The 20796-nt window shown below is 66.1% G+C and carries 19 protein-coding genes; 12 read left to right on the top strand and 7 right to left on the bottom strand.

All coding sequences use genetic code 11. From position 1 onward, the window contains the following. Positions 1 to 68: 68 nt before the first annotated feature. Both ACIGJB_RS28380 and ACIGJB_RS28375 read left to right on the top strand, forming a co-directional pair. A complete protein-coding gene (locus ACIGJB_RS28380) occupies positions 69 to 1397 on the top strand; it encodes an IS4 family transposase (protein ID WP_483733270.1) in 1329 nt (442 codons plus the stop codon). A gap of 242 nt (positions 1398 to 1639) precedes the next feature. Continuing rightward, on the top strand, positions 1640 to 2422 hold the full coding sequence (locus tag ACIGJB_RS28375) for an MHYT domain-containing protein (protein WP_483733269.1): 783 nt from the start codon (positions 1640 to 1642) through the stop codon (positions 2420 to 2422). Positions 2423 to 2532: 110 nt separating this feature from the next. Here the strand turns inward: ACIGJB_RS28375 and ACIGJB_RS28370 are convergent, their stop codons facing one another. Continuing rightward, positions 2533 to 4545: an alkaline phosphatase D family protein gene (locus tag ACIGJB_RS28370; protein ID WP_483733268.1), complete on the bottom strand. Its 2013-nt coding sequence runs from the start codon at positions 4543 to 4545 to the stop codon at positions 2533 to 2535. A gap of 260 nt (positions 4546 to 4805) precedes the next feature. Here ACIGJB_RS28370 and ACIGJB_RS28365 point away from each other — a divergent pair, with 260 nt between their 5' ends. Genes ACIGJB_RS28365 through csgH form a run of 3 tightly spaced genes read left to right on the top strand, consistent with a single transcriptional unit; the run spans position 4806 to position 7307 of the window. Further along, the gene (locus ACIGJB_RS28365; protein ID WP_483733267.1) at positions 4806 to 6188 is read left to right on the top strand and encodes an ethanolamine ammonia-lyase subunit EutB; all 1383 of its coding nucleotides are present in this window, start codon (positions 4806 to 4808) and stop codon (positions 6186 to 6188) included. Positions 6189 to 6196: 8 nt separating this feature from the next. Then, on the top strand, positions 6197 to 6982 hold the full coding sequence (gene eutC, locus ACIGJB_RS28360; RefSeq protein WP_483733266.1) for an ethanolamine ammonia-lyase subunit EutC: 786 nt from the start codon (positions 6197 to 6199) through the stop codon (positions 6980 to 6982). 13 nt (positions 6983 to 6995) lie between these two features. Then, entirely contained in the window at positions 6996 to 7307 is a 312-nt protein-coding gene (gene csgH, locus ACIGJB_RS28355) for a curli-like amyloid fiber formation chaperone CsgH (RefSeq protein WP_483733265.1), read from the top strand. A 567-nt stretch (positions 7308 to 7874) separates the two neighbouring features. Here the strand turns inward: csgH and ACIGJB_RS28350 are convergent. From ACIGJB_RS28350 to ACIGJB_RS28340, 3 genes are all read right to left on the bottom strand, one after another. Continuing rightward, positions 7875 to 8348, bottom strand: a complete 474-nt coding sequence (locus ACIGJB_RS28350) for an aminoacyl-tRNA deacylase (protein WP_483712679.1) — start codon at positions 8346 to 8348, stop codon at positions 7875 to 7877. An 89-nt stretch (positions 8349 to 8437) separates the two neighbouring features. Then, the gene (locus ACIGJB_RS28345; RefSeq protein ID WP_483733264.1) at positions 8438 to 9376 is read right to left on the bottom strand and encodes a LysR family transcriptional regulator; all 939 of its coding nucleotides are present in this window, start codon (positions 9374 to 9376) and stop codon (positions 8438 to 8440) included. A gap of 101 nt (positions 9377 to 9477) precedes the next feature. Then, positions 9478 to 10635 carry an MFS family transporter gene (locus ACIGJB_RS28340; protein WP_483733263.1) on the bottom strand — a complete coding sequence of 386 codons (1158 nt, stop codon included), beginning with the start codon at positions 10633 to 10635 and terminating at the stop codon, positions 9478 to 9480. Positions 10636 to 10734: 99 nt separating this feature from the next. Here ACIGJB_RS28340 and ACIGJB_RS28335 point away from each other — a divergent pair, with 99 nt between their 5' ends. Then, positions 10735 to 11049, top strand: coding sequence for a hypothetical protein (locus ACIGJB_RS28335; protein ID WP_483733262.1), 315 nt, complete (start codon positions 10735 to 10737; stop codon positions 11047 to 11049). Between the two features lie 21 nt (positions 11050 to 11070). On the opposite strand, the gene ACIGJB_RS28330 is transcribed toward ACIGJB_RS28335, so the two are convergent. Continuing rightward, positions 11071 to 12654 (bottom strand): serine hydrolase, encoded by a 1584-nt coding sequence (locus ACIGJB_RS28330; protein ID WP_483733261.1) that lies wholly within the window; start codon positions 12652 to 12654, stop codon positions 11071 to 11073. 197 nt (positions 12655 to 12851) lie between these two features. After that, entirely contained in the window at positions 12852 to 13880 is a 1029-nt protein-coding gene (locus ACIGJB_RS28325; protein WP_483733260.1) for a LysR family transcriptional regulator, read from the bottom strand. Between the two features lie 147 nt (positions 13881 to 14027). Here ACIGJB_RS28325 and ACIGJB_RS28320 point away from each other — a divergent pair, with 147 nt between their 5' ends. The 5 genes from ACIGJB_RS28320 (at position 14028) to ACIGJB_RS28300 (ending at position 18817) form a co-directional block, all read left to right on the top strand. Next, the gene (locus ACIGJB_RS28320) at positions 14028 to 15023 is read left to right on the top strand and encodes a Bug family tripartite tricarboxylate transporter substrate binding protein (protein ID WP_483733259.1); all 996 of its coding nucleotides are present in this window, start codon (positions 14028 to 14030) and stop codon (positions 15021 to 15023) included. 34 nt (positions 15024 to 15057) lie between these two features. Beyond that, the gene (locus tag ACIGJB_RS28315; RefSeq protein WP_483733258.1) at positions 15058 to 16557 is read left to right on the top strand and encodes a M81 family metallopeptidase; all 1500 of its coding nucleotides are present in this window, start codon (positions 15058 to 15060) and stop codon (positions 16555 to 16557) included. A gap of 14 nt (positions 16558 to 16571) precedes the next feature. After that, on the top strand, positions 16572 to 17564 hold the full coding sequence (locus ACIGJB_RS28310; RefSeq protein WP_483733257.1) for a tripartite tricarboxylate transporter substrate-binding protein: 993 nt from the start codon (positions 16572 to 16574) through the stop codon (positions 17562 to 17564). A gap of 531 nt (positions 17565 to 18095) precedes the next feature. Then, a complete protein-coding gene (fur, locus tag ACIGJB_RS28305; protein WP_483712667.1) occupies positions 18096 to 18536 on the top strand; it encodes a ferric iron uptake transcriptional regulator in 441 nt (146 codons plus the stop codon). 29 nt (positions 18537 to 18565) lie between these two features. Then, positions 18566 to 18817, top strand: a complete 252-nt coding sequence (locus ACIGJB_RS28300; protein ID WP_483733256.1) for a hypothetical protein — start codon at positions 18566 to 18568, stop codon at positions 18815 to 18817. Positions 18818 to 18827: 10 nt separating this feature from the next. Here the strand turns inward: ACIGJB_RS28300 and ACIGJB_RS28295 are convergent, their stop codons facing one another. Beyond that, positions 18828 to 19739 (bottom strand): DMT family transporter, encoded by a 912-nt coding sequence (locus ACIGJB_RS28295; protein ID WP_483733255.1) that lies wholly within the window; start codon positions 19737 to 19739, stop codon positions 18828 to 18830. 489 nt (positions 19740 to 20228) lie between these two features. On the opposite strand from ACIGJB_RS28295, the gene ACIGJB_RS28290 reads away from it, so the two are divergent. Next, positions 20229 to 20549 carry a PadR family transcriptional regulator gene (locus ACIGJB_RS28290; protein ID WP_483733254.1) on the top strand — a complete coding sequence of 107 codons (321 nt, stop codon included), beginning with the start codon at positions 20229 to 20231 and terminating at the stop codon, positions 20547 to 20549. Positions 20550 to 20796: the final 247 nt, after the last annotated feature.

The following is a 20796-nucleotide window of genomic DNA, read 5'->3' as shown; positions in this document are numbered from 1 at the left end:
GGCAATTTCAAGGTAAGGGGTTGTTAACTTCGACAGACTCGCGTTTACTCTCGGATTTTCGTGCAGCAATGAGCAACGAGTCGGGGGCATGGGTGGACGAGGAATTTGAGAGTCTGGATCTTGGTGATCCGCGGCGGGATCGACGGGCCAAGGAGTTGCTCAAACGGTTTGCGGCCCTGCCTACGGCCAGCATTCCCGGCGCATGCGATGACTGGTCGCAAACCATTGCGGCGTATCGCTTTCTCAGCAATGAGCAGATCGATTGGCGGGACGTGATGCAGCCGCATTGGGAACGCACGGCGGCCAGAGTCGCACAGTTCCCGGTGGTGCTGTGTATCGCTGATACGACCGAGCTGAACTTCAATGGCCAGGAGATGAACGGGCTGGGTCCGTTGAGCTACGAAGCCCAGCGGGGCATGTATTTGCATCCGACCTACGCGGTGACGCCTGACCGTGAACCTCTGGGGGTGATCGATGCCTGGATGTGGGCTCGCGAGCCAAAGGACGCCGACGGGAACCGCGGCGGGATCAAGGAAAGCGTACGCTGGATTGAGGGGTACGAACGGGTGGCGGAGCAAGCCGCGATGCTGCCCCAGACACGGCTGGTGTATGTGACGGATCGCGAGGGGGACATCGCCGAGTTGCTGGCGCGCGCCCAGGAACTTGGCCAACCGGCCGACTGGCTGATCCGCAGTCAACACAACCGCAACCTTGCTGAGGGCGGCAAGTTGTGGGGTAGCGTCGACGCAAGCCCGGTACTCGGGGAAATCACCTTTATCTTGCCAGGGCGTGCAGGCCAGAAAGCGCGCGAGGTCAGACAGGAACTACGCGCAAAACGTATGAGGCTGCCCGGTCTGGATGGCCCTGCGCTTACCTGTGTAGAGGCCAGGGAGATAGGAGCGCCCGCAGGCATCAAGCCAGTGGTTTGGCGGCTGTTGACGAACCGAGAAGCGCAGGACGCCGATGCTGTCATCGAGCTCGTCGACTGGTACCGAGCCCGATGGGAAGTGGAGATGTTCTTCCATGTCCTGAAGACCGGCTGCAAGGTCGAAGCGCTACAGCTATCGCACATGGATCGTGTAGAGCGGGCCTTGGCGCTGTATATGGTGGTGGCGTGGCGCATTGCCCGCCTGATGCGGTTGGGCAGAACCTGCCCGGATCTTGATGCGTCGCTGTTCTTTGATGCCGACGAGATTCGGGGAGCATACGTGCTCTCCAAGAAAGCTCGCCCGAAGACACCGGTCACACTCAATCAGATGATTCGGTTGGTTGCTTCCCTGGGTGGCTTCCTTGGGCGGAAGAGCGATGGCGAGCCCGGCGCTAAGACGATCTGGATCGGCATGCAGCGAACCATGGACGCCGCGCTCACCATTCAAGCACTACGGGAAGAGTCGTGACTTCCGTATAAGGAAATGCCATCATCCCCCCATATCTCCCTTCACCAACGAACCATTTACCTTCAATGAGTTATGGGCAACGCCCATGCCAGCCAGCATACTGACCCCGCATTCATAAAAGCGGCCACGTGCACGCGCTTGGGCAAGAACAAAAAACAAGCGCCGCAATTTCAGCCATCCGACGGCAGCCGGTACGAAGGCAGTGTGAACGGCGCCGCCGTGGGTTTCTGGGGAGGTGGGATATGTTTGCCGGATTCCAGGCATTGCCGGGCACCATCGTGCCGTTCCAGTATGACCTGCTCCTGGTGGGGCTGTCTTTCCTGATCTCGGTGTGCGGCGCCTACGTCGGGCTGCGATGGTCACGACGCATGCGCGGGCGTGACGGGCGCGTCGATATCGACCGCCTGCTATGCGCCGCGGCCAGCATCGGCGGCGGCGCCGTTTGGTCGATGCACTTTATCGGTATGGTCGCCTACCACACGCCAACCCATCGCGAATTCGACATGTTGCTGACCCTGCTGTCGCTGGTGGCAGTGATGGTGCCGGTCGGCGCAGGCCTTGTCATCGCCTCGCGCCCACAAGGCAACCGCAGCGGCAATGCCATCAAGGGCGGCGTGCTGACCGGCCTCGGGGTCGTTGCCATGCACTACACCGGCATGGCGGCGATCCACTCGAATACGCTGTTCGACTGGAATCCCTTCATCGTCGGACTGTCCGTCCTGATCGCGGTCGTGGTCTCTGTGATCGGCCTGTGGCTGGCGACTACGGTAAAGAGCGGGCCGCTGCAATTCGGCGCCGCCATCGTGATCGGCCTCGCGGTTTGCGGCATGCACTATACGGGTATGTCGGCCGGCACCATGATCTGCACCAGCCCAACCTACTCGCCGGATCTCTTCGCGATCGAGGGCGGCAATGTCGGCTATGCCGTGTTCGCGATGACACTGGTCATGCTGATGGTGACCCTGCTGATCGAAGCCAGCCGTAGCGGCCGCATCGCGCGCGCCGCGGAGGCAAGAACGCGCTGAACGCGCCCGCTATGCTGCAGCGAAGGCCAGCGCCCACGCGTGCTCGCGCACGTCCGCTGGCCAATCCGCGATCAGTGCCCCGACGCGCGCACGGTCATCCGCAAACCGGACTACACGAGCGTGACGTCCGTAGCCCCCGAGGCCACTTCGATCACCTGCACGCTGGCCGTGGCCGGTTGGGCTGGCGCTGTGGTGCCCTCCAGCGGCTTCATCACATGGAAGGCGCAACTGAGCTTCGCAGGGGTGAGCGTCACCAGCGCATAGCCTTCGGCATTGGTCCGGACGTGCCGCAGCCACGGGTTGAAGGTGCGCAGCGTGGCATCGAGGGTGTTCACCACCGCGCCGCCCGCGTTGGTGTAGATCAGGTCGTGCAGCGCCGCGAAGGCCTGGTCGTTGTCGACCAGCGCGCGCAGCCGGCTCAGCAGCGTGTTGCTCGATACCCCGGCCGTGACGAGGTCGACCATGACAGATGTCGGGCTCGCGGCATCGTAGTCGTCCATCACCTGTCCGGCGAAGAACGCATGGATATCGCCGCTCAGCGTGACCACGTTGCGCACGCCGTGGGTCTTCAGGAACGCCATCAGGTTCTTGCGCTCGGCGTTGTAGCCGTCCCACTGGTCGGCATTGAGGATGAGTCGGTCAAGCAGTTCGATCGGCGGCAGGCGCTTGTCGATGAATGGCTTGATGGTCGAGTCGAAGGTGGCGCTGCTGATGCCCACGCGCGACGCCACGTTGCGCAACGCGGTGTACGCCAGTCCCGCCAGCGTGCCAGCCGCCCTGGCGCCACGCAGGTCGCTGGCCAGCGCGGCGGCCGCGTCGGCCACCACAGGTGCCAGCAAGCTGTTGAGCTGCGCGAGTTCCTTTGCGATCAGGTCGGCGAGCGCTTGCGGGATGTCCACCTGCATGCGCAGCATGGCCAGTTCGTTGCCCCACAGCTTCCACGTGGTGTTGGCGCCGCCGACATGGTCCTGCCACCAGGCGCGCTGGGTGTCGCCCAGCATGCTCACCGGCGTCAGCGCATTGCCCGCAGCCGCGATCTTGTCGGCCTCGGCGGCGGCCAGCGTGTCGGCTCGCACAAACTGCCGGCTGCCGATCGCGCCCCCGGTCGACGTCTCCGGAATGATGTGGTCGGCACGGTAGAGGCGCTCGTCGGTCATCAACAGCGTGGCCAGGTTGCCGAACGTGAACGACCGGTAGATCTGGATGTTCTGGAACGAAGGATTGTTCAGGTCGATCGTGACATCGGCCGGCAGAAACTCGAACCACGCCTGGTTGGCACTGCGCCGCCGCGCGGTGCGCGGTGTCGCGTCGTCGGTGGCGCTGTAGGTCTGGCGGTCCTGCCAGCAGTTGTCGGAGAACTCGTGGTCGTCCCAGATGGCGATCACCGGGAAGGCTGCGTGCAGCGTCTGCAAACGCGTGTCGCTGCGATAGTTGCGGTACAGGTATCGATAATCGGCGAGCGTGGTGGCATACACCGAGCCGTCCGGCAGCGCGGTGCCGTTCGGCAGTTGCAGGACGCCATGCCGGTCCTCGACGTTGCCGTTGCGCGAACCGCCGGGCACGGCCTCGTAGATGTAGTCGCCCACGTGGACGACGAAGTCCAGGTCCTGCTGCGCAAGTTCTTCCATGCCGGCCCAGTGGTTGACGTTCCAGTCCTGGCAGCAGATGAAGGCAAAGCGCAGTTGCGACAGCGGCGTGCCGGCGGGCGCGGCGGTACGCGTGCGGCCGACCGTGCTGGCTCGGTCGCCGAGCATGAAGCGGTAGTAGTACTGCGTCGACGGCGAGAGACCAGTGACCTTGTTGCGCAAGGTGTAGTCCCAGTCGGGCAGCGCGGGAAGCAGCTGGTTGACGAGCAGCGTGCCGAAGTCCTGCTGCGCCGACACCTGGAGCCGCACCTGCACCGGCCGCTGGCCGTTGCTGCCGTCCACACGCGTCCAGACCACGACGCTGTCAGGCTTCGGGTCGCCCGAAGCGACGCCGTGCAGGAAGTTGAAGTTCTCGGGATTTCCCATGTCGGAGGGCTGTGGCTCCGAGTCGCCGCCGCCGCCGCATGCGGCGAGTCCGCCGGCGGCTACGGAAACGGTCATGAAGCTTCCCCACTTGAGGAACTGGCGGCGGTCCATGGCGCTTCTCCTTATGCTGTTACCGCATGGGTGGCATCTGGATACTAGGTATCGAACCGCAGGGTCGCTGTCGGTGTCGGGCCGACAACGCTATAGGAGGAGGACGACACCGGAAAGCGGGATGCCCGGGAAGGCACGTGTCGGCGCTGCACCCGCTGTGCAATATCGCGGCATTCCGGACACGCAGCCGGTTGCTTGCAAATCCGAACGACTATAGTAGCCATACCGGCACACGCCATCGCTCCGGGGAGCCCGCGCCCATGGCCTTTGTCCACACGGTTGGCCAGCACCGCCACGTCTTCGCCGACCTGCGTACCTTGCTGGCCAAGGCCAGCCCTCCCCGGTCCGGCGACTGCCTGGCCGGCATTGCCGCCGCGAGCGAGGAAGAGCGCATGGCGGCGCGCATGGCACTTGCCGCCGTGCCGTTGTCGCACTTCTTGTCCGAAGCGCTGGTCCCGTATGAGGACGACGAGGTGACCCGCCTGATCCTCGACAGCCACGATGCCGGCGCTTTCGCCGAGATTGCATCCCTCACGGTGGGCGACTTCCGCAACTGGCTATTGCTGCACGAGACCGACAACGCCACGCTCGCACGCGTGGCGCGTGGCATCACGCCCGAGATGGCCGCGGCGGTCAGCAAGCTCATGCGCAACCAGGATCTTGTCGCGGTCGCGCGCAAGTGTCGCGTGGTCACGCGCTTTCGCAGCACGGTCGGCTTGCCGGGCCGCCTGTCCGTGCGGCTGCAGCCGAACCATCCGACCGACGATCCCAAGGGCATTGCGGCGTCGATCATCGACGGGCTGATGTATGGCTGCGGCGATGCGACCATCGGCGTCAATCCGGCATCGGACAACCTCGGTGCGATCGTGTCGCTGCTGCGCATGATCGATGACCTGCGCTGCCGCTTCGATATCCCCACGCAGTCCTGCGTGCTAACGCATGTCACCCACACCCTGCGCGCCATGGAGCAGGGCGCGCCGGTGGACCTGGTGTTCCAATCGGTGGCGGGCAGCGAGCGCGCCAACGCTGCGTTCGGCATCAGCCTGTCGCTGCTGGCCGAGGCGCATGATGCCGCGCAGTCGCTGGCGCGCGGCACGGTCGGCAACAACGTGATGTACTTCGAGACCGGGCAGGGCAGCGCGCTGTCGGCCAACGCGCACCATGGCGTGGACCAGCAGACCATGGAAGCGCGCGCCTATGCGGTGGCGCGGCGGTTCTCGCCGCTGCTGGTCAATACGGTGGTGGGCTTCATCGGCCCCGAGTACCTGTATGACGGCAAGCAGATCATCCGTGCCGGGCTCGAAGACCATTTCTGCGGCAAGCTGCTGGGCGTGCCGATGGGCTGCGACGTCTGCTACACCAACCATGCCGAGGCCGACCAGGACGACATGGACACGCTGCTGACGCTGTTCGGCGTGGCGGGCATCAACTTCATCATGGGCGTGCCGGGGGCCGACGACATCATGCTGAACTACCAGAGCACGTCGTTCCACGACGCGCTGTACCTGCGCGAGGTCCTGGGCCTGGGGCCCGCGCCGGAGTTCGAGGCCTGGCTGCAGCGCATGGGCATCGCCGATGCCAGCGGACGCCTGCTCGAGCCCGCGGACCGGCAGCCGCTGCTTGAACTGGCGCATTCGCTGTAGCCGACGCCATGACCCAACCACCGTCCACCGTCACGCAGCACAATCCCTGGCAGCAGTTGCGCCAGTTCACGCGTGCGCGCATTGCGCTCGGCCGCGCCGGGCACAGCCAGACGACCGACACCGTGCTGGCCTTCGGTCTGGCGCATGCGCAGGCACGCGATGCGGTGCACTTGCCGCTGGATCGTGCGGCCGTCGAAGCCGCGCTCGCGCAGGCCGGGTTTGCCAGCGTGCCGGTCCACAGCGCCGCGCCCGATCGCGCGCATTACCTGCGCCGCCCCGACCTGGGCCGCAGGCTCGATGAGGCCAGCCGTGCGCGGCTGGCGAAGGCGCATGCCGAGCCGGTGCCCGATGTGGTCTTCGTCATTGCCGATGGCCTGTCCGCGCTGGCTGCGCAGGGTCACGCGGTGCCGCTGCTGCGTGCCGTGCGCGAACGGCTGCCGCAGGACTGGACCGTGGCGCCGGTCGTGATCGCCGAACAAGCGCGCGTGGCGCTGGGCGATGAAGTGGGCGAGCTGACCGGCGCGCGCCAGGTCGTGATGCTGATCGGCGAACGGCCGGGGCTCAGTTCGCCCGACAGCCTGGGCCTCTACCTGACCTATGCGCCGCGCGTCGGCCGCACGGACGCGGAGCGCAACTGCATCTCCAACGTGCGCCCCGAAGGCTTGCCCTACGCGCAGGCGGCCGAGCGGCTGGTATTCCTGCTGCGCGGCGCGGCCGCGCTTGGTTGTTCCGGCGTGGCGCTCAAGGATGACAGCGCACCGGCGCTGCCGGGCGACGCGGCCGCAACGTCATGACTCGGAGAACGATATGCAAGCCGATATCCACCTGCAGGCCTGGCTGGAATCGCATGCCGCCAATGGGGTGACGATGATCGCCGCCTATGTCAGCGCGGCGCGCGAGGCGGATCTGCAGTACGACATCCGGTTGCGCAGCAGCGGGCAGGGAAGCTCGTCGTCCGTCGCGCAGAGCGGCACGGTGCACGTGCAGCAGAACCAGCCCAGTCAGCTGTCTTCCATGGCAGTGACGCCGGTGCCGGGCGGCAATTGTGAAGTGGGGCTGACGCTGCGGGACGGGAACACGGTGGTGGCTCGGTACACGCTTGACTGCAGTGCAAAGTAAAGGGTTCTTCGGCGAATTGCGGGGTGTCGTTCTTGGCTGGCGTGGCAAAAAGCCAGTCGCGCTGCGCGCACGGTGAAAACCAAAGGGGAATGGCAGAGGGGAAAGGGAAGCACCAGCAACTGCGCCGTTGATGTCGTCCCACCTGCCGACTTGTGAGCCGCGTAGCAGCCGAAGGCGATGATGCGATAACGCTGGTAGTGTCGGGCCACGGACAGGTTCGGGGCTGGTTCAATCATTGCTGGAGAGCCTGCAGGCGGACGCGCACCATGCGGCAGGCAGCGGGGCATACTCTGAAGCGAGTACCCGTACGAAATTCTCCGCACACTACGATCAATATTCGTCCGTTAGGACAAGCCAACGCGTTTTTTGGTTACTTTTTGTCGCTCGGACAAAAAGTGACTCGCAGGCTACGCCTGCGAAACGGCCACGTCTGCCAAGAGCGACGTCCCCGTCATAACCAGTGAACTCTGCCGAGCAGCACCAAGCACGACGTCCCGTAATTCAGCGAAGAATCAAACAAAAAACGGCCGGCGCATTGCCGGCCGTTGTGTCGTCGCGAGAACCCATCTACATCATGCGCCGCGAGAAGTGCCCCGGTTCGGCATCCGACATCAGGTTCGAAAACTGATCCATGCTCATGTGCACCAGCTCCTGGTGGTCGCCCGCCTCGAAATACACGTCGGGGTGTTTCATCAGGCTGTCGTCGACATAGGTCTGCATGCCATACGCCATGGCCACGGGCGGGATCGCGCCGAGGTCGCAGTCCTTGAAGACCTCACGAATTTCATCTTCATGCGCCAGCACCAGCTTGCGGCCTGTCTGCTCGCACAGCGCAGCCATGTGCAGGTGATGGTTCGACGGGATCACGGCGGCGACATAGCCGTTCTCGTCTTCCAGCAGCAGGGTCTTGGCCAGGCGGTCTCCGGGTACGTGCGCAGCCTCGGCAGTGGCCATGCTGCTGAGGGTGTAGGGATGGTGGACGATGTCGTACTGCGTATTCTTGCTGCTCATGCAGCTCGCCAGCGTGCTTGCCAGGGCCATGATTGCTCCTCTGGATGCGAAGGCCGGTCGCTCCCGGGCAACCGGCGGGGACAAGGGTTTTCCTTGTGTACCTACTATAGACGGTGGGGTCAGCCCTGGCGTGCCGCTGCGCTATCGTGCAGCCGCGGCCACACGGCCTGGAGTTCGGCTTTCAGGAAGGTCAGCAGGCAGCGCGTGGCCAGCGTCTGGTAGCGGTTGGGCATGGTCAGCATATAGAGCCGGCTGCCGAACACGCTGATGCGATAGCCGTCCAGCAGCGAGGTGAGCGCGCCGCTGGCCAGTTCGTCGCCAATGGCGTAGATCGGGAACAGCCCGATGCCCAGCCCGGCCATCACCCCTTCCTTCAGGAACGCGAAGTTGTCGGAACTGAGCGTGGGCTCCAGCACGACCTGCTCGCGCGCGGCGCCGCCATGCGGAGGCGTACCCGATACCTTGAGCTTCTGACCGACCGGCGACGCGCATACCACCGCGTGCCCGCCCAACTCCGCCAATACCTTCGGCGCCGGGTGCGCCGCCAGGTAGGCCGGTGCGCCGCAGACCACCCAGTCGACTTCGCCGATCTCCGTCGCCACCACTGAATCGGGCGGCGTGGAGATGATGCGCAAGGCCACGTCGACGTCTTCCGACACCAGGTTATGCACGCGGTTGTCGAACACCACGTCGAGCAGGATGTCGGGATAGCGCTGCTTGAACTGCACCAGCAATGGCGACAGCATGGTGTGGCCGAGGCCGGTCGGCACCGACAGCCGCACATGGCCCTGCATGCTCTTGCCCATATTGCTGATGAGCGCATTGGCCGCTGCGACCTCGCCCAGGATATTGCGGCCGTGCTCATAGAGCCCGGCACCCACGGGCGTGGGTTCCACGTGGCGCGTGGTCCGCCGCAGCAACTGGACGCCCAGCTCTTCTTCCAGCGCCTTCAGGTGGTAGCTGACATTGGCCCGCGTCATCTTGAGCTTGCGCGCGGCGGCGCTGAGGTTGCCGGCATCGACGATGTCGACGAACAGGCGCAGGGCGTTGAGATCCATGGATGGGGGAAGAAGGCGGTTCGGGGTGCAGGCTGCCGGCGGCAGCATCCGCCCCGTAGTGTGCCACGCGCAGCCGGCGACACCTGCCGCCGGCACGGCGTTCAGTGCTCGTGATGGAGGTACCTGGCCTGGCGCGGCAGGCGCAGGCTGACCAGGAAGGCGACCACCATCATCGCGGTGACATACCAGTAGAACGCGGTCTCGTGGCCGACGGATTTGAGCCCCAGCGCCACGTATTCGGCCGTGCCGCCAAACGCTGCGTTGGCAATCGCATAGGCCAGGCCAACGCCAAGCGCCCGCACTTCGGCCGGGAACATTTCCGCCTTCACGATACCGCTGATCGACGTATAGAAGCTGACGATGGCCAGCGCCACGGCGATCAGCACGAACGCCAGTTCCGGGCTCGACACAGTACGCAGCGCAGTCAGGATCGGCACCGTGGCCAGCGCGCCGAGCGCGCCGAACAGCAGCATGTTGCTGCGGCGGCCGATGCGGTCCGACAACGCGCCGAACACGGGCTGCATGCACATGTACAGGAACAGGCAGCCGGTCATCACGTAGCTGGCCGTCTTGATCGACATGCCGGCCGTGTTGACCAGGTACTTCTGCATATACGTGGTGAAGGTGTAGAAGATCAGCGAGCCGCCGGCGGTGTAGCCCAGCACGGTGAAGAAGGCGGCCTTGTGGTTGCGGAAGATCTCCGCGACGCTGCCGGCTTCCTTGCTGCCGCGCGTGGCCGCAGACGAGGTCTCGTGCAGCGTGCGGCGCAGGAACAGCGCCACTACCGCGGTGATCGCGCCGACCACGAACGGAATGCGCCAGCCCCAGGCCTTGAGTTCCGCTTCATCGAGCAGCTGCTGCAGGATCACCACCACCAGCACCGCCAGCAACTGGCCGCCGATCAGCGTGACGTACTGGAACGACGAGAAGAACCCGCGCCGTCCGCGCAGCGCCACCTCGCTCATATAAGTGGCCGTGGTGCCGTATTCGCCGCCAACCGACAAGCCCTGGATCAGGCGCGCGAGCAGCAGCAGCGCCGGCGCCCAGTTGCCGATGCTGGCATAAGTCGGCAGGCCGGCAATCAGCAGCGAGCCGAAGCACATCATCAGCACCGAGATCACCATGGAGTTCTTGCGGCCGTGGCGGTTACCCGGATCAGGGACCGCTGCACACCCCGACATGGTGCAGAAGTCTATTGCGCTGCAACATTCGTTACGTGGCGACGGGGCTGGCGGCCGATTGTCCCGTTTCCTGGACACACTGTCTCGCGGGTGCGACGCTGCCGCAGCATGCCGGGCCGCTTGAAACACGCGCGCCGGTGGACAATGATGAGCCTGAGCGTCCCCGATTCCATGCCGATGTCCCCTTCCTTGCGCAGATGGCTGTGCCTGATGCTGCTCGTGACGAGCGAGCCATCGTGGGCCCAGGACCTGGTCGAATGCAGGCGCATCGACAAGGAGCAACTGGCGTCCGCCAGCACCGAGACGCTGCTGTTCCTGCGCTGCCGCGCGCGCCGCATCGCCTACGAGGCCCCGCGGCTCAAAGGCGTGTCGCAGCGCGCCAGGGACGACGTCATGTTCGCGTGCCTGGACCAGGCCGATGCGGTCGAGCATCAGCTGCGCGTGCGGCATGGCTATACGCGCGAGTCGCTGGCGCGCGAACACTGCGAATAGAAGCCCGGAAGGCGACGCCACTCAGCGGATAAAGCTGCCGAGCCCCTCGTGGTCGTAATACTCCAGCCACACCTGGTCGCTGGCAAAGGCCGCGCGCGAGATCGTGCCCGGGGTCGCGTTCTCGTTGTGGAGCGTGAAGGTGAAGACATCGCCGTCCCAGTGTGTCAGCGGCAACACCAGCGGCCTGGCACCGAGCGTCATCACCAGCGTGCCGCCTTGCTCGGCGACCTGCAGCGGCCCGTAGTAGTCGTTGCGATAGGTGCCGGTGTAGGCCGACTGCGCGCGCGCCGGCAAGGGGTTGGCGGGCGGCGGCTGTCCCAGCAGCCGGCCTTCGGGCCGCAGCAGCGATGCCAGGCCATCACCGAAGATCTTGCCCCAGTCGCGGCGGAAGGCGCCGAACTGGACCAAATCGAGGAACTGCGCGTTCAGCGTTTCGGGGATGCCGATCGGGTACCCGTTGGTCAGCGTGACGATGGCCAGCTTCAGCGCCGGCAGCGCGGTGAAGCTGGTCGCCGCACCCACCGCGAAGGCGCCCGAATGGCTGTAGGAGGTCAGGCCCAGCTCCGTCGTGCCGATGTTGAAGCCGTAGCCGTAGTAGCCCGCCGGGCGGCCGTTGACGGGCGGGCTGCTTTGCATCTGCTGGGCCAGTGCGGGCGCCAGGGCTGCGGCATCGACGATGTGCTGGCCGGCATAGTCGCCGCTGGCCAGCAGCATGGCCAGCCATTTCGCCATGTCGTTGACCGAGGAACTGACCCCGCCCGCGGGCGATTGCGCATCCGGCATGGTGCCCAGGCCCTGCACCCAGCTGTCGTTGACTTTCACGTGCCCCAGCGCCCGGTTGTCGCGCGCGGCAAAGTCGGCATAGCGCGAACTGGTGCGGGTCATGCCCAGCGGCTGGTAGATGGCCTGTTCCGACAGCGTGGCCCAGTCGACGCCGGCCGCGGTCGCCACGGCTTCTGCCGCGGCGGTCATGCCGAAGTTGGTGTACGCGTAGGCCGCGCGCAGCGGGTTCAGCGGCAAGAAGCGCAGGCGCGTGAGCACCTCGCGGCGATCGTAGCCCATGTCTTCGAGCCGGTCGCCGGCATGGTCGGGCAGCCCGGATCGATGCGCATAGAAATCGCCAACGGTGACGGCTTGCGTGGTGTCGGCCTCCGACAGCGCGAACCACGGCAGCTGCTGGATGACGGGCGTGTCCCAGCGGATGCTGCCGCGCCCGACCTGCCGTGCCACCACGGTGGCGCCGATCGGCTTGGACACCGAGGCCAGCTGGAACACGGTATCGGCGTCGACCGGCGCGGGGTCGCTCACCACCCGGCGGCCGAAGCCCCTGGCGTAGACGGTCTGGTTGCCGCGCACCACGGCGACGGCCATGCCGGGCACGCCGGAACTGGCCATCAGGTTGGCGGCCAGCGTATCGACCTGTGCGATCGCCTGCGTGATCTGCGCGTCGGGGACAGGGCCGGGCTGCGGCGGCGGGTCGGTATCGTCATTGCCGCCACAGGCGGGCAGGGCGGGGGCCAGCAGGCCACTTAGCGCGGCGCCCAGGAAACGGCGACGGTCTTGTTGTTGTGCCACGGCGGCTCTCCTGGCGGGAAGGCGCTGCATGCGCCGGCAGATAGCAAGTACTGTAGGCGATGGGGCGCGGGCGGTGTGTGCGGTGCGCCGCATCAACGCGTCTGGGCAGGGAGGGAACCGGGTTGCGGCGCCGGGCCGCGGAGGCCCATTGGTGCGATAGCACACTGACGGCTTCGCGCGCCGCTGCCCGCGGACGGTTCGCGGAATGGTGCTGCGCGGTACCCCGCTCATTCTTTGCGGTGGCGCGGCACCAGTCCCGCCGCCGCGACCGCGCGAGCCGCCAGCAGTGGCTTCGCATCGCTCACGGCATCCTGCGTGGCCCGCTGCAGCACGAATTCGCGAAAGCGCTGCGCGGCCGTGCGTGACGTGATCTCGCCATTCCAGACGGCCACCACCGGCTCGACGCGGGCATCGAGCTCGAAGCGCAGCACCCGCGCCACCTTGGCCGATGTCAGTTGCGCCGCGATGCGCTCCGGAAATACCGACAGGTAGTGCCCGGTCTGCATCAGGCTGGCCGTGGCCGCGACATCGCTGGTGCGGATGCCGCGTGACGGCGCGGGTGCGCCAAGCGCGTGGAAGGCCACCTGCAGCAAATGAAGCATGCGCGACCCTGTGGCCGGGATGCACCATTGCTGCTCGGACAAGGCCTGCGCCGTCAGCTTGCGGCGCGCCAGCAGCGGATGGTCCGGGCTGGCAACGACGACCACCTTCTGCGCGGGCACGACGGGCGTGCTGCGCAGCGCGGGCTGCGACAGGCGCGGATCGCCGTACGCGAACAGCAGGTCCAGCGAGCCGTGCAGCAATTGCTCGGCCAGTTCGCCGATCCCGCCTTCGATCACGCTGATCTCTACACGCGGGTTGTCGCGGTAGAAGTCGCTCATGGCCTGCGCCAGGAACGGCTGCACCGACATGGTCCGGAACGCCAGCCGCAGTTCGCCCTGGTTGCCCGCGCGTACCGCGTGCATGGACTCCGCCAGGCGTTCGAGCTGCGCCAGCAGCACCTGCGCATGGGCCGCCATCTCGCGGCCCGGTTCCGTCAGTTCCAGCCCGCGGCGCCCGCGCGCGAACAGTGCCATGCCGACGATGTCCTCGATCTCCGCGAGCGTTTTCGACACGGCGGCCGGACTGACATGGAAGCGCGCGGCGACTGCCGCCGCGGTCTGCATCTCGCCCAATGCCACGATGACGCGCAGGTGGCGCAGCTTCAGGCGAGCAAGCGGGAAGCCGGCGGATTCGAGCGGATCGGCGGAAGGCATGGACGGCATATCGCGGCTTGCTGTGAAGTTAACCATTTTCTCAACTTGGAGACATTTTAATTCGCTTTTTGTGAAAGTGGAGTTCCCCTATAGTCGGCCGGGTCCGAAACATTCAAGACGAGGCATCCAGACCTCGGAAGGAGACTGATGATCCGTACGACCCGACTTGCCGCCGTGCTTCGCAGTGCTTTCGCCGGCACGGCCCTGGTGGCGATGACGTATGCCGGTGCCGCCGCCGGCGCAGCGTGGCCCGACCGGCCCTTGCGCCTGGTGGTGCCGTTCCCGGCCGGTGGTTCCTACGACATCGTCGGCCGCACGCTGGCACGCAAGCTCGAAACGCGGCTCGGCCAGCCCGTGGTGGTGGAGAACATCGCCGGCGGCGCCACGGTGCCGGGCGCGCTGTCCGTGCTCAAGGAAAAGGCCGACGGCAACACGCTGCTGCTCGCGAGCGACGGCACGCTCAATATCAATCCGCACACGATCAAGGGCCTGCGTTACCGCCCGGACACCGATTTCACGCCGGTTACCGTTCTGAATACGGTGCCGCACTGGATCATCACGCGCACCGATCGCAAGGAGACCAACCTGGCCGAGCTGACGGCGTATATCCGCCAGAACCCGGGCAAGGTGTCGATCAGCATCAATACCGTCGGCGGCGCCGCGCATCTCGCGCTGGCGGACTGGAAGCGCCGCAACGGGCTGGACTTCACCATCGTGCCTTACCGTGGCTCGCCGCCGGCCATGGCGGACCTGATCGGGGGCCAGACCTATGCGCATGTCGATGTGATCGGCTCCTCGGTCAACTATGTCAGCGACGGCAAGGCCAGGCCGCTGGCCGCGCTGCAGGGCAAGCCCGTGGCGCAGTTCCCGAACCTGGCGTTGCAGAAGGCCGACAGCAAGGAAGGACTGCTGATCGGTGCGAACCTGTCGCTCGTCGTCAAGGCGGGCACGCCGCCCGAGACCATCGACCGTCTCTACAAGGAAGTGAAGGCCAGCGTCCAGGAGCCTGACTTCCAGGCGCGGCTGCAGACGCTTGCGTATGAGTCCGTGCTGGCGCCCCCGGCGGAAAGCCGCCGCTTCCTGCACGCGGAGACGCTGCGCTATGGCGCGATCGCGCGCAACGTCGATCTCGAAGCCAACTGATTCTCGCGGCACGCCCCGCACAGGAGTCCATACCATGCGTTTTGTCATTGCCCTGATGCGGCATGAAACCAATACCTTCTCGCCGATCCCGACGCCGCTGCACGCGTTCAATCGCGGCAGCACTGATGGCCCGTTGCACGGCGAGGAAGCCGCGCGCGCCTGCCGTGGCACCAACAGCGCCGCGGCAGCGTTCATCGATCTGGTCGAGCGCCAGGGCGACACGTTCGTGATGCCGCTGATGGCCAACGCGGTGCCCAGCGGCGTGGTCACGGCCGACGCGTTCGAGTCGATGGCGGCAACCATTGTCGCGGCGGTGCGTGAAGGCTGCGATGCGGTCATGCTCGACCTGCACGGCGCGATGGTGGCGGAGGGCTATCCCGATGCCGAAGGCGAACTGCTGGCGCGCATCCGTGCCGTGGCGCCCGATGTGCCGATTGCCGTGTCGCTCGACTTCCACGCGAACTTCAGCGCGGCGCTGATCGACAACGCCACCGTCATCGCGGGCTACTGCACTTATCCGCACGTCGATGTCTACGAGACCGGCGCCCGCGCCGCGCGCACGCTGATGGCCGCGCTGCGCGGCGAGGCCCGCCCGGTGATGCTGTGGCGCACGCTGCCGATGCTCACGCACATGCTGCGCCAGACCCCGCGCGAACAGCCGATGAAGGACATCATGGACCGCGCCATGGCCGCCGAGTGCGATGGCGAAGTGCTGAACGCATCGGTGTTCGGCGGTTTCCCGCTGGCCGACATTGCGCATACCGGGCTGACGGTCGTGATCGTCGCCGATGCCGACCGCGCCGAGGCAGGCCGCCGGCTGCTCGACGACCTGTGCGGCATGGCCTGGGAACGCCGCGCCGATTTCGTGTTTCCAATCGAGCCGATGGAGGCCTCGATCGCGCGGGCGCGCACTGCCGAGGCAGGGCCGGTGATCCTGGTCGACCACGGCGACAACTGCGGCGCCGGTGGCCCAACCGACGAGATGACGGTGCTGGCCGAAGTGCTGCGGCAAGGACTGGAGGGCGTGGTGGCCGGGCCGTTCTGGGACCCGGTCGCGGTCGCGCAGCTGATCGATGGGGGCGTCGGCAGCACTGTGACGCTCGAGGTCGGCGGCAAGACCGATATGCCGGCGCTGGGGCTGAAGGGCCGCCCGCTGACGCTGACGGGGCGGGTCCAGTGCATCACCGACGGCAACTACCAGGTGACCGGGCCGATGTTCACGGGCATGAAGCTGAGCCTGGGCCGCACCGTCGTGCTGGACGTGAACGGCACGCTCGTGGTGGTCTGCGAGAAGCCGCAGGAGCCGTTCGATACGGGCGTGTTCACGCACGCGGGCATCGACCTGTCGCGCCGCAAGTACGTGCTGATCAAGTCGCGCCAGCATTTCCGCGCGGGCTTCGAGCCGATTGCGAAGGACATCGTGCTGGTGGCGGGCCCCGGCGTCTGCAGCTCAGACTACAGCTTGTTCCCGTTCCGCAATTTGCGGCGCCCGATCTATCCGCTTGAAGCGGATACCACGCTGCAGGCCGCCTGAGCAAAGGAGTCAATATGCCGTTCCGAATCGTCCTGAAGCGCCTCGCGGCTGTTTTGAGCGTGGCCCTCGGCGTCAGCGCCGTATCCAGTGCTGCCGCGGCCGCGGGCAGCGAAACCCCCACGCGCATCGTGGTCGGCTTCGCGGCCGGCGGCGCGCTCGATATCTTCGCGCGCACGCTGGCGGAGAAGTTGCGCGTATCGCTGAACACGCCGGTGCTGGTCGAGAACCGCCCGGGCGCTTCGGCGCGGCTGGCACTCGACACAGTCCGGCGCGCGCACCCGGATGGCAAGACCATCCTGATCTCGCCCGCGCCGCCGTTCACCATCTTTCCGCTGACCTACAAGCAACTGCCTTACGATCCCGACAAGGATCTCGTGCCCGTCGCCTATCTGGCAGACGTGCCGCTGGTGGCATCGACCGGGGCGGGCCAGCCCTATCGCACCATGCAGGAATACCTGGCGTGGGTGAAGCGCCAGCCGGCCAAGGGCGGTGTCGGGCTGGTCACGCTTGGCGGCACCATCCACTTCGGCGTGCTGACGCTGAGCAAGGAAATCGGCGTGCCGCTGTTGCCGACCGCTTATCGCGGCGCGGTGATGATGCTGACCGATGAGATCGGCGGGACGCTGCCGCTTGGTATCGATGCCGTTGGCGGCCAGATGGAGTTGTACCGCGCCGGCAAGATTCGCTTCCTTGGCGTCACCGGCACGAAGCGAACGTCGTTGCTGCCCGATGTGCCGACGCTTGCCGAAGCCGGCGCACCGGGCTTTGAATTGGCGTCGGGCTGGTACTCGGCGTTCGTCCCGGCGGGCACGCCGCCGGCGACTGTAGCGCAGCTCGAAAAGGCCTTGCTTGACGCGACCCGGTCGACGGATGTCCGCGAAAAGATGGCGGCCTTGGGCATGGAGGTGAACGGTCAATCCGGCGCCACGCTGCGCAAGATGATCCGCGACCAGCGTGCGCAGTGGAAGCCCGTGGTGGAGGCGTCGGGCTTCACGGCCAGCGATTGATGGCGGGAGGGGAGGTGACGACTCCCCGCTCGAAGCAGATACCACGCTGCAGGCCGGCCTCGCACCGGACCAAAAACTTCAAAATAGGTCTTGTAATGAGATCGATTCCCATTTACCATGGCATCACTGTCTGACGCAGCGGCAACGCAAACCAGACAAGCCGGTCAGCCTGGCACCGTCGCCACCGTCGCCACCGTCGCCATCGTCGCGATACGCGGCGAACCAGCCGGACTGCCGGAAAGAATTTCCGGATCGTCGCCAGCAGGCGGCATCCTGTTACCGACTTTTGTGGGGACCGCTCCGTAACGCGGAGCGTTTGGCAGTAGCCAGTCGCCGAATGGTCGGGAAAGCAACCAGACCCCGCTTTCCCGACCGCGTCATCCGTCGACAAGCCAGGCCGCCTTTTTATTCCGCGCGCCGTACAGCACGGCGCCACGTCCGGGACGCACCGCAAGGGCGCTCCGGACGTCTTCCCGCCATTTCAGCAGTTTCCCCGACGCCGTCCACGGACGGCGACCGCAGCCGCATGCCATGCCAACCGTGATGTCCGATCCTGCCCACCTCAAGCGCGCCGGCCTCAAGGCGACGTCGCCCCGCATGCGCGTCCTGGAGGTGTTCCGTACCTGCGAGCGGCGCCACCTGAGCGCCGAGGATGTCTACCGCATCCTGCTCGCGCAGGACGATGACGCCGGGCTCTCGACCGTGTACCGCGTGCTCAACCAGCTGGTGCAGGCCGAGATCCTGCTGCGCCACAGCTTCGAGTCGGACCACGCGGTGTTCGAGCTCAACGAAGGTGGTCACCACGATCACCTGATCTGCGTGAGCTGCGGACGCGTCGAGGAATTCCGGGACGAGAGGATCGAGCAGCGCCAGCGCCAGGTCGCGGCGGATAACGACTTCGCGCTGCGCGAGCACATGCTGGTCCTGTATGGCATCTGCCCCGAATGCCGGGCGGAAACGCCAGCCGGCTGACCGGCGGGGCGCGACTAGCGGAGCTGATCATGGAGCGACTGCCCAAGCCTCTGTCCGAACTGAAGCGCCTGATCAACGTCTGCCTGCGCCAGGAGCCGGGCTGCCAGGACTGCCAGCTGCGCGCGCTTTGCGTGCACCGGCCGGACCATACCGGCTGCAACTGGAGCGCCGAAGTGGATTTTCCCGAGCGCACCGAAGCCGATGCCGTGCGCAACCTGCGCCAGGCGCGGCGCGTGGTGATGCTGGTGCGCGAGCGCTACAACGTCGTCGCCAGCACCTGAATCCCTGCTCTCAGCCGCGCGCGGGCTCGGGTTGCGGTAGCGGGCGTGCCGGGCGCAGCACCATCCACACAGCGCCGCCGATCAGCGCGCCACCGGCGAGGTGCGCCCAGGACAGCGACTCATTGAGGAACAGCGCGCCCCAGACAATGCCGAACGGCGGAATCAGGAATGTGACCGTCAGCGAGCGCACCGGGCCCAGATCGGCAATCAACCGGTAATAGAGGATATAGGCCAGCGCGGTGCAGACCACGCCGAGCCCGAGCATGGCGCCCCACACCCCGGCGCCGGCATCGGGCAGCGTATTGTGCTGCGCCAGCGAGCCAAGGCTGAACGGGAGCAGGAACAGCGTAGCCCCGACCAGGCTGCCGGCGGCGACCAGGCGGCTGTCCAGCCCGCCGCGTTCGGTGATCCAGCGCCGCGTCAGGAAGCCGGCCAGCCCGTAGCAAGCCGTCGCCACCAGGCACGCCAGCGCGCCAAGCAGCACGTCCACCGAAAACGCCACGGGCCCGGTACGCGTGAGCACGGCCACGCCCGCAATGCCCAGCATCACGCCGGCCGCCTTGGCGCGCGTCAGGCGCTCGGCGAAAAACAGGGTGCCGATCAGCACACCCATCAGCGGCGTCATGGCATTGAACACGGCGGAGTATCCCGCCGGCAGCCAGAGCGCGGCAATGGCATACATGGCGAACGGAATACCGGAATTCACCACGCCCACCGTGAGCACGGCCGGCCATTTGCCGCGCATGTCCCAGCGCAAGCCGAGCAAGGGCAGGCAGGCGGCGAGCGTGACCGCGCCAATCAGCACCCGCACGAAGGCAGCTGTCAAGGGCCCGAGCACGGGCGCCCCGATACGGATAAACAGGAAGCTGGCGCCCCAGAGAGCGGCCAGCGAGAGCAGGCGGACAAGATCGGCGGGTTTCATGGTTCTGCGTCTGGACATCGGCATGGCGAATTAAACGCCCACGCCCGGTTCAGTCGCAAGCCGTTTTCGGACCCGTTCATTTGGGGCGGCGAAACCGGTGCATCTCGCAAAATACGCACAAATCATCATGAAAGGCGGCAGTTCCTTCCATTTTTGCGAGGAAATCGGCCGATCCGTTAGCACCCCTGCGACGTGACCTTGCAAGGAGCTTTCAGCGGCACCCCTCCATAGAGGGGGATATGCGACAGGCGCGTGACAATGGCACTTCGATCAAACTAAAATCTGGTCTGCGCCAGAGTTAATTGACCCCTCCGACGCATTCCCGACAAGCCGCCAGGAACCTGGCGGCTTCTTTTTTGCCGCAACCAGGCGCAAGCTTGGCATTTGCCGGCATGTTTGCAAGTTGCCACGGCGATCCCGCCGGTCGCGCATGCTCCACATTGCATAACTTGCGTCAACCGGCCTTCACCGTTCCGCGTTGCCTGCGACATGAAACGACAGTTCCTGGGCTTGCTCGCCCGTGTTTACGTCCTGCAGTTCGCCATGGAAGTCCCAGCGACCGTGGCCATGCTCGCAGAAATGTTGATGGAATATGGCTTCCAGGTCGATATCGGCAGCGTGAGGCCGCTGTTGCGCGCGTTGCAGATGGAAGGCTACCTGCAGAGCGTATTGCGCGACGGCATCGGCCGCGTCTATCTGCTCACCGAGCAGGGCCGTGAAGAATTGCGGTCCAGCCGTGAGCGCATCGACGACCTGTACCGTCGCCTGCACGCGCCGGATGCGGAAACCACGGCTCCGAACCACGCCTGAGTCCCTTTGCGCACTTCCCACGCAGGGTGGCGAGTTCGCGTGAGCGTAGCGTACCCATTTCTGCGCGACGAATGGGTATTCCATCCAAAGCCCGGCTGCACAGGGCGCGCTCGGTGAAAACCGAAGGGAAGGAAGCACCGGCACCAGCGCCGGTGATGCCCCCAACTCACCGACTTGTGAGCCGCGCCGCAGCCGTAGGCGATGATGCGATAACGCTGGCAGTGTCGGGCCACGGACAGGTTCGGGG

The organism is Cupriavidus sp. C2SS-8b (assembly GCF_057073745.1).
Note: the sequence above shows the minus strand (reverse complement) of the source record. Positions and strands in the feature narration are given on the sequence as shown.